Source organism: Mycobacterium colombiense (genome assembly GCF_003284935.1).
Lineage (GTDB): Bacteria > Actinomycetota > Actinomycetes > Mycobacteriales > Mycobacteriaceae > Mycobacterium > Mycobacterium arosiense_A.
This window is the reverse complement of sequence record NZ_QMEV01000113.1, coordinates 1-8,137: the sequence shown is the minus strand read 5'-3', so window position 1 is coordinate 8,137 and position 8,137 is coordinate 1. Positions and strand designations below refer to the sequence as shown.

The window sequence follows — 8,137 nt, the reverse complement described above, 5'->3', positions numbered from 1 at the left end:
CCGGTTGGCCAGCGTGACCGCGATCGGGGATGTCGCGGACAGACCCGCGGCGGCCGCCGCCGCGACCGCGGGCCAATCCATGCACCAGATCGCCAAAACCCTTGAACCAGAAGGGTTTACCACGGTTTTTACCCGGCTCGAGCCTGGGCCGTCACCCGTCGTCCCGCACACGTCCCGCTGACCTGCAGCCGCACCCCGCCAATGCGGCCGAATCCAGGACGGCCCTCGGCGGTGATCTCGTACCCACAGACCCGGGCGGCAAGGCGCGTCGGCGCCCCCTGCCAATCGCCGCCGGTGACCAACAGGGTGCAGCCCTTGTTCCGGGCGCGGGCCACCACCGCCCGCGCCCGGGTCGGCGGCACCCGGCGCCCGCCCAGCCCCAGGACCACCAGGTCCATGCCGTCGACGAGCACCGCGGCCACCTCCACCGGATCGGTGCCGGGATCCGGTATCACCGCGAGCCGGCTCAGATCCGCCCCCATCTCCGCGGCGGCCAGCAGCCCGATGTCCGGCTGGCCCACGATTGCGGCGTTGCCACCGGCCGCCGTGACGGCGGCCACCACGCTCAGCAACAGCGACCGGGCACCCGAGAGCACCGCGACCGTTCCCCGCGGCACCGGCGCGGGCAGCAGGTCGGCCAGCCACGGCGGGAGGGCCAGCTGCGACTCCGAGTCCGGCAGCAGATCGTCGGCGGGCGCGGCGGCGGGCCCGGCCTTCCTCCCGGTGATGCTCGCCATCCGCCGGCGAAGCGATTCCAGCTGCTCAGCGCGGGTTTCCTGGCGGTGGCTGGAGGCAAAAGCCGCGGTCATGACAGCCTCCTACACCACGTTCGGGGAAGTGTGTTCGAATGTATGTTCGATACATTTCGAAGTAAACACCCCCCTCCGACAACCGTCAAGCGACGCAAGGGGCAGCGTTATGCGATCGGTACTGGTGTGGCTGATGGGTGCCATGTGGCCGCATTTTCGCGGGCGACTAGGCCGGGCCGCCTACTCCCATTCGATGGTGCCGGGCGGTTTGCTGGTGATGTCCAGCACCACGCGGTTGACCTCGGCCACCTCGTTGGTGATCCGGGTCGAGATACGCTCCAGCACCTCGTAGGGCGCCCGGGTCCAGTCGGCGGTCATGGCGTCCTCGCTGGACACCGGGCGCAGCACGATCGGGTGCCCGTAGGTGCGACCGTCGCCCTGGACCCCGACCGAGCGGACGTCGCCCAGCAGCACCACCGGGCACTGCCAGATCAGGGCGTCCAGGCCGGCCGCGGTGAGTTCCTCGCGGGCGATCGAGTCCGCACGCCGCAGCGTGTCCAACCGGGCAGCGGTGACCTCCCCGACGATCCGGATCCCCAGGCCCGGACCCGGAAAGGGTTGGCGCGCAACGATTTCCTCCGGCAGTCCCAGCTCGCGGCCGACCGCGCGCACCTCGTCCTTGAACAGCAGCCGCAGCGGCTCGACGAGCGTGAACTTCAGGTCGTCGGGCAGGCCGCCGACGTTGTGGTGGCTCTTGATGTTCGCGGTCCCGCTGCCGCCGCCGGACTCCACCACGTCCGGATACAGCGTGCCCTGCACCAGGAACTCCACGTCAGAATCGTTGTCCCCCACGATATCCCGCACCGCACCCTCGAAGGCCCGGATGAACTGGCGGCCGATGATCTTGCGCTTGCCTTCGGGATTGGTCACGCCCGCGAGTGCGGAGAGGAAGGTGTCGGCCGCGTCGACGGTGACCAGGTTGGCCCCGGTGGCGGCGACGAAGTCGCGCTGGACCTGCGCGCGCTCGCCGGCGCGCAGCAGGCCGTGGTCGACGAACACACAGGTCAACCGGTCCCCGATGGCGCGCTGGACCAGCGCGGCCGCCACCGCGGAATCCACCCCGCCCGACAGACCGCAGATCGCCCGGCCGTCACCGATCTGGGCGCGCACCTGCTCGATCAGCACCTCGGCGATGTTGGCGGCCGTCCAGTCCGCGCCGAGACCGGCGAAGTCGTGCAGGAATCGGCTGAGCACCTGCTGCCCGTGCGGGCTGTGCATGACTTCCGGGTGGTATTGCACGCCGGCCAGGCGGCGGGCCCGGTTTTCGAAGCCGGCCACCGAAGCGCCGGAGCTGCTGGCCACCACCTCGAACCCGTCCGGTGCGGCCGTGACCGCGTCACCGTGGCTCATCCACACCGGTTGCACACTCGGTAGACCCGAATGCAGTTCGCCGCCAAGGACTTTCAGTTCGGTGCGACCGTATTCGCTGGTGCCGGTGTGGGCGACTGTCCCGCCCAGCGCCTGCGCCATCGCCTGAAAGCCATAACAGATGCCGAACACCGGCACCCCGAGATCGAACAGCGCCGGGTCGAGCTGGGGCGCGCCGTCGGCATAGACGCTGGCCGGGCCGCCCGAGAGCACCAGCGCCAGCGGGTCGCGGGCCTTGATGTCCTCGACCGTGGCGGTGTGCGGGATGACCTCGGAGAACACCCGCGCCTCGCGGACGCGCCGGGCGATCAACTGCGCGTACTGCGCGCCGAAGTCCACGACCAGCACCGGTCGAGCCGGCGCTCCGGACACCTCGGAGATCTCGAGTTCAGGGCTTTCAGTGGGGTCGGCCACGCACGAGAGTCTAGTGGCTGGCCGCGTCGTCTCCGCCCGCAAGGCCTACAGCGCAAACGCGGTGCGCAGTGCGCGGATGGCAGCGGCGTCGCCGTCGAACTCGATTCGCCGCAGGGCGGCGTTGCGCTTGGCTTCGTCGGCCCCGAGCCGGGCGGTGACGAGATCCGCCGCGGCCGCCGTGAAGGTCACCGCGGGCTCCCCACGAGCCGCGCCCAGGCGGCCCTGTGTGACGGCGAATTCGAAACGGCGGCCGTCGATCTCGACGCGGTAAGTCGCCTCCAGGTCCCTCGCGGCGCCGGAGTTGAAGCCGAGCAGTATCCCGGCCAGAAAACCGTTGAGCGGCGATACCGGCCCATCGCCGATCGGGTCCAGGTGGTCCACGCCGAACCACGCGAGGCCCTGCAGGATGGGAAGCACCCGCTGCCAACCCAGGTCGCTGAGCGTGTAGACGGTGCGGCCGATCGGGGCCGGCAGGTCGGCCCGCTCGATGAGCCCGGCCTCCCGCAGCTCCTTGAGCCTCTCGGCAAGCAGATTGGTCGCGATGCCGGGCAGTTCGGCCCGCAGGTCGCCGTAGCGACGGGCCCCGCCGACGAGTTCGCGCAGGATCAGCAGCGTCCACCGCTCGCCCAGCACATCGAGGCCGCGCGCGATCGGGCAGTTCTGGTTGTAGTTCCTGCGCGACGCCACCAGGCCACCCTACCTGGGTTAGACATTTTTTCAACCTCTTACTTGACTAGTTTGTCTATTGGATTTACTGTCTTGTCCATGCGCACTGAGCCGACGTTTCGCAATCACCCCGTTGCCGCGCTCTCCGTCATCTGCCTTGGCGTCTTCGTCATCAGCGTCGACGCCACCATCGTCAACGTCGCGCTGCCCACGTTGTCGCGTGAACTCGGTGCGGACACCGCACAACTGCAATGGATCGTCGATGCCTACACCCTCGTGATGTCCGGACTGCTCCTCTCGGCGGGCAGCCTGTCCGACCGCTACGGCAGGCGAGGCTGGCTCAACTTCGGGCTCACACTGTTCGCGATCACTTCTGCGATTGCCGCACAGATGAATTCGGCCGACGCGTTGATCGCGGCGCGCGCGGCCATGGGTGTGGGCGCGGCGGTGATCTTCCCGACCACGCTGGGCCTGATCACCAACATCTTCACCGACCCGATACCGCGTGCCAAGGCGATCGGACTATGGGCGGCGATGGTCGGCGTCGGAGTCGCCGTCGGGCCGATCAGCGGCGGATGGTTGCTCGAACACTTCTGGTGGGGCTCGATATTCATGGTGAACATTCCGATCGCGGCCTTGGCCATCGTCGGCGCCAGGCTGTTCGTTCCCACCTCGCGTGACCCCGCGGCGCCGCGCGTTGACGTCCCCGGCCTCATCCTGTCCGCGACCGGAGTCACGATGCTGGTCTACACAGTCATCGAGGCGCCCACCTGGGGGTGGACTGACGGGCGGACCGTCGCCGGATTCGCCCTCGCCGCAACCTTTCTAGCGACCTTTGCGCGCTGGGAACAGCGCAGTACCCATCCGATGCTGGACGTCACGGTGTTTTTCAACCCCCGATTCTCCGGCGGCAGCCTGGCGGTGACCGCAGGGTTTCTCACCCTGTTCGGATTCATCTTCGTCATCACCCAGTACTTCCAATTCATCAAGGACTACACCGCGTTTCAGGCCGGCGTGCGCCTGTTACCGGTGGCCGTCTCGATCGCGCTGGCCAGCATCCTGGGGCCCCGGCTGGTCGAACGCGTCGGCACCACCGCCGTCGTCGCCGCCGGTCTTGCCGTATTCGCGGCCGGCCTGGCCTGGGCGTCCACCGCCGACGCCGCCACGCCGTACATCCAGATCGCCATGCAGATGCTGTTGCTCGGTGGCGGCCTCGGCCTGACGTTTTCGCCGGCTACGGAGGCCATCATGGGATCGCTGCCGGTCGACAAGGCCGGCGTGGGTTCGGCCGTCAACGACACGACACGCGAACTGGGCGGTACCCTCGGCGTCGCCATCGCGGGCAGCATCTTCGCATCGGTGTACTCGGGACACCTCGGGGTTTCCGCACTGACGGGATTGCCCGCCGACGCGATGCGCCACTCGTTGGCACTGGCGCACACAGTGATTCAGAGTCTCCCCCCACAGCAAGCCGACCATGTGCGCGCCGCCGTTGACCGCGCGTTTCTGGACGGGATGCGGGTGAGCTCGCTGGTGTGCGCGGGCATCGCGCTCGGCGCGGCGATCGTCGTCGGCTGGCTTCTCCCAGCAAGGGAGCCGGCGCTTCTACCGGAAAGGACACTCCAATGAGTAGACGAATATTGGTCACCGGCGCCACCGGCAAGATCGGCGGCGCGGTCGCCGCCCAGCTACTCGAACACGGCGTGACCACCAGGGCGATGGTGCATCGTGACGATGCGCGCAGCGCGCGCTTGCGGGAGATGGGCGCCGAGGTCGTCATCGCCGATATGTTTGACATCCAACAGGTTACGAGTGCGATGGCCGGGGTCGACCGTCACGACGGGCGATCGCGCGCCGCTACGTCACCGGTCCCGAAACCCGTCGTACCGCAGTCAATTTCATGCGTCAGGTCGCCTAACTTCATGTTGACCGCACTGACACCGATGCATCGGCTGGACACGTTCGATCGGACCCAGCAACATCCCCGGCCCGCACACCTCCGGTTGTCGGGCCAATCCCCGATATGGCGAAGCGAACATGCCGTTGCACAGCGGAATTCCGTCGCCCTGATCACCGCCGGAGGAAGGACGGGAACGCGATGAGCACCGCACCACAAGGCAGCACCTACGTCTTGGGCCATGCCGACGCAGAGGTGCGGCGGCTCCTCCTGCAAGGACGGCTGTACGACCACTACACGGAGAACGCGCTGCGACTCGCCGGGCTGCGGCCGGGCATGCGGGTGCTCGATATCGGGTCCGGGCCCGGCGATGTGTCGTTTGTCGCCGCGCGGCTGGTCGGTCCGACGGGGACGGTTCTGGGCGTCGACGCCGCACCCGCGATGGTCGAGCTTGCCCGCGCCCGCGCCCACGAAAAGGGCTTGTCCACAGTGCGTTTCACCTTGAACGCGGTCGACACGATTGTCCTGGATGAACCGGTGGATGCCGTGATCGGCCGATTGATCCTGATGCATTTGCCGGACCCCGCCGCGACATTGCGGCGCCTCAGTTCCTACGTGCGCCCCGGTGGCGTGATCGCGTTCTCCGAGAACGACATCACCGGTGCGCACGGCGTGCCGGATACGCCGCTGTTCCATCGGGTGACGGGTGGGATCGTTCGCGCCTTCGAGGCCATGGGGCTCAGCCCGCGGTTCGGCACCACGCTGCACACGCTCTTCGCCGACGCCGGCCTGGGCGCGCCTCGATTGACCCTCGGCACGCCGGTCGGCACGGCCGCCGACGCCGACATCCTGGCCTACCTCGCAGAAGTGTGGCGGCTGGTCTCCCCTATCGCCGAACAAGGGGGCTTCGCCATCGACGAGCTCGCCGACATCGACGAGTTCGTGCCGCGATTCCGCGAAGAGGCACGGGCGGCCGACGCCCTCATCGCGATGCCTCCCCTCATTACCGCGTGGGCTCAGGTGCAGTAATGAACGACACCATCCAAACCCAGTACTCGACGGGCCTGGCGCGCAACAACGTCGAACGGGCACTCGTCTCCGCCGGCAAGGACCTCGACCGCCTGACCCCCGCCGACCTGGCCCTGCTGGAGGACTTCCACACCATGGGCCGTATCGCGACCGCCCAGCTGGCGGACCTTGCGGGGATCACGAGTGAGAGCGAGGTCCTAGACGCCGGCAGCGGTGTCGGCGGCACCGCCCGCTACGTCGCCGATCGCTACGGCCCGCGGGTGACCGCCGTGGACCTCACCGGCGAGTACTGCGAGACGAACCGCTGGCTCAACGGGCTTGTTGGGCTCGAGGACCGGATATCGGTTCGCCAAGCGGACGTCACCGCGCTGCCCTTCGACGACGCGACTTTCAACGTCGTCTTCAGCCAGCACGTGCAGATGAACGTGGCCGATAAGGCGCGCCTGTACTCCGAGGCGCGACGAGTGCTGAAGAAAGGCGGTCGACTTGCCCTGTGGGACATCACGATTGGAGACCGCGGCGAACTCGACTACCCCTTGCCGTGGGCCGATCACGCGGCACGCAGCCACCTGGTCACCCCCGCTGAGCTGCGTGCCGTCGTCGAATCGGCCGGCTTCGCCGTCGTGGCGTGGAGCGACCTCACCGACCAGGCGGCCGAGCTCATGCGGGCGATTCTGGCCCAGCCCGCCGGCCCGCTGGGCCTGCACGCCTTTGTCACCGACTTCGCCCGCAAAGCCGAAAACCTCACACAGGCCCTGGCCGACGGGCGCCTCCGCGCCATCCAGGCCGTATTGGAAGCGTGAATGACGCGCAACGCGCCCTCGGGCGCGATCACGTCTGAGGCACTTTATGTCTTTGGTATGAGATCCGCCCGCCCGTATTGATAACGATATTCATTTGCATTTACCTACTCGGTGATTCTGTAAAGCTCGCCCAGCCCAGGAGTTGCCGTGATGACGTTGCCCTCCGCGATCAGGCCGCTGATCGTTGACCGCATCGGAGGCGTCCGACGATGACCTCGCCGATATGGATGGCTTCCCCGCCGGAGGTGCACTCGACGTTGCTGAGCAGCGGTCCCGGCCCGGCCTCGCTGTTCGCCGCGGCCGCGGCATGGAGCGCGATGGGTGCCGAATACGCCTCGGCGGCAGAAGAACTCAGCGGGCTGCTGGCCTCGACGCAGGCCGGGGCGTGGCATGGCTGGAGCGCCGAATCCTACGTCACCGCGCACGCCCCGTACCTGGCGTGGCTGACGCAGGCCAGCGCGCGCAGCGCCGCGGCGGCCGCACAGCACGAAACGGTGGGCACCGCCTACACCGCCGCGCTGGCGGCGATGCCGACCCTGCCCGAGCTCGCCACCAACCACGTCGTCCACGGCGCCCTGGTCGCGACGAATTTCTTTGGCATCAACACCATTCCGATCGCGGTCAACGAGGCCGACTATGCGCGGATGTGGGTCCAGGCCGCGGCCACGATGGGCACCTATCAGGCCGTCTCCGGGGCGGCCGTGGCGGGCACACCGCACGCCGACCCGGCGCCGCCGATCCTGAAATCCGACGCCACCGCGCAACACGAGCACGAGGAAGACGACGACCACCACGACCATGAGCACGGGTTCGACAGCCCGCTCAATCAGTTCATCGCCCAGATCCTGCGCCTCTTCGGACTCGATTGGCATCCGGTCGAGGGGACACTCAACGGCTTGCCCTACGAGGCCTATACCAATCCCGCAGACCTGCTCTGGTGGGTGGTCCGGGCCCTCGAACTGTTTTCGGATTTCCAACAGTTCGGGGCCCTACTGCAGGAAAATCCGGCAGCGGCGTTCGAGTTCATCACCGACCTCGTGCTGCTCGACTGGCCCACTCACCTGGGTCAGCTCGCCAGTTGGCTCCCGGCCCAGCCCCAGTTGCTGTTGGTGCCCATGCTCGTCGCCGTGGCGCCTTTCGGGGCGCTGAGC

The 8,137-nt window shown here is 68.1% G+C and carries 9 protein-coding genes; 5 read left to right on the top strand and 4 right to left on the bottom strand.

Going from position 1 to position 8,137, the window contains the following annotated elements; translation table 11 throughout:
• The 4 genes from DQP57_RS27365 to DQP57_RS25615 all read right to left on the bottom strand — a co-directional run.
• On the bottom strand, positions 1 to 123 hold a 123-nt coding region (locus tag DQP57_RS27365), incomplete at its 3' end, for a hypothetical protein (RefSeq protein WP_240631890.1).
• A gap of 5 nt (positions 124 to 128) precedes the next feature.
• A complete protein-coding gene (locus tag DQP57_RS25625; protein ID WP_112635610.1) occupies positions 129 to 809 on the bottom strand; it encodes a hypothetical protein in 681 nt (226 codons plus the stop codon).
• 180 nt (positions 810 to 989) lie between these two features.
• Positions 990 to 2,558 carry a glutamine-hydrolyzing GMP synthase gene (gene guaA / locus DQP57_RS25620; protein ID WP_430920213.1) on the bottom strand — a complete coding sequence of 523 codons (1,569 nt, stop codon included), beginning with the start codon at positions 2,556 to 2,558 and terminating at the stop codon, positions 990 to 992.
• Between the two features lie 78 nt (positions 2,559 to 2,636).
• On the bottom strand, positions 2,637 to 3,278 hold the full coding sequence (locus tag DQP57_RS25615) for a winged helix-turn-helix transcriptional regulator (RefSeq protein ID WP_112635606.1): 642 nt from the start codon (positions 3,276 to 3,278) through the stop codon (positions 2,637 to 2,639).
• A 78-nt stretch (positions 3,279 to 3,356) separates the two neighbouring features.
• Between DQP57_RS25615 and DQP57_RS25610 the strand changes: the two genes are divergently transcribed.
• The 5 genes from DQP57_RS25610 to DQP57_RS25590 form a co-directional block, all read left to right on the top strand.
• Positions 3,357 to 4,886 (top strand): MFS transporter, encoded by a 1,530-nt coding sequence (locus DQP57_RS25610; RefSeq protein ID WP_112635604.1) that lies wholly within the window; start codon positions 3,357 to 3,359, stop codon positions 4,884 to 4,886.
• A complete protein-coding gene (locus DQP57_RS27705; protein ID WP_112635602.1) occupies positions 4,883 to 5,359 on the top strand; it encodes an SDR family oxidoreductase in 477 nt (158 codons plus the stop codon). Before DQP57_RS25610 ends, DQP57_RS27705 begins: the two co-directional genes overlap by 4 nt.
• On the top strand, positions 5,356 to 6,183 hold the full coding sequence (locus DQP57_RS25600; protein ID WP_112635600.1) for a methyltransferase domain-containing protein: 828 nt from the start codon (positions 5,356 to 5,358) through the stop codon (positions 6,181 to 6,183). The genes DQP57_RS27705 and DQP57_RS25600 overlap by 4 nt, the downstream gene beginning before the upstream one ends.
• The gene (locus DQP57_RS25595; protein WP_112635598.1) at positions 6,183 to 6,986 is read left to right on the top strand and encodes a class I SAM-dependent methyltransferase; all 804 of its coding nucleotides are present in this window, start codon (positions 6,183 to 6,185) and stop codon (positions 6,984 to 6,986) included. Before DQP57_RS25600 ends, DQP57_RS25595 begins: the two co-directional genes overlap by 1 nt.
• A gap of 209 nt (positions 6,987 to 7,195) precedes the next feature.
• The coding region (locus DQP57_RS25590; protein ID WP_133259313.1) for a PPE family protein at positions 7,196 to 8,137 on the top strand (942 nt) is incomplete at its 3' end.

Excerpts from the sequence above, each read along its gene's own strand:
- DQP57_RS25625 (WP_112635610.1), bottom strand. The coding sequence starts at position 809 with ATGACCGCGGCTTTTGCCTCCAGCCACCGCCAGGAAACCCGCGCTGAG.
- DQP57_RS25610 (WP_112635604.1), top strand. The coding sequence starts at position 3,357 with ATGCGCACTGAGCCGACGTTTCGCAATCACCCCGTTGCCGCGCTCTCC.
- DQP57_RS27705 (WP_112635602.1), top strand. The coding sequence starts at position 4,883 with ATGAGTAGACGAATATTGGTCACCGGCGCCACCGGCAAGATCGGCGGC.
- DQP57_RS25600 (WP_112635600.1), top strand. The coding sequence starts at position 5,356 with ATGAGCACCGCACCACAAGGCAGCACCTACGTCTTGGGCCATGCCGAC.
- DQP57_RS25595 (WP_112635598.1), top strand. The coding sequence starts at position 6,183 with ATGAACGACACCATCCAAACCCAGTACTCGACGGGCCTGGCGCGCAAC.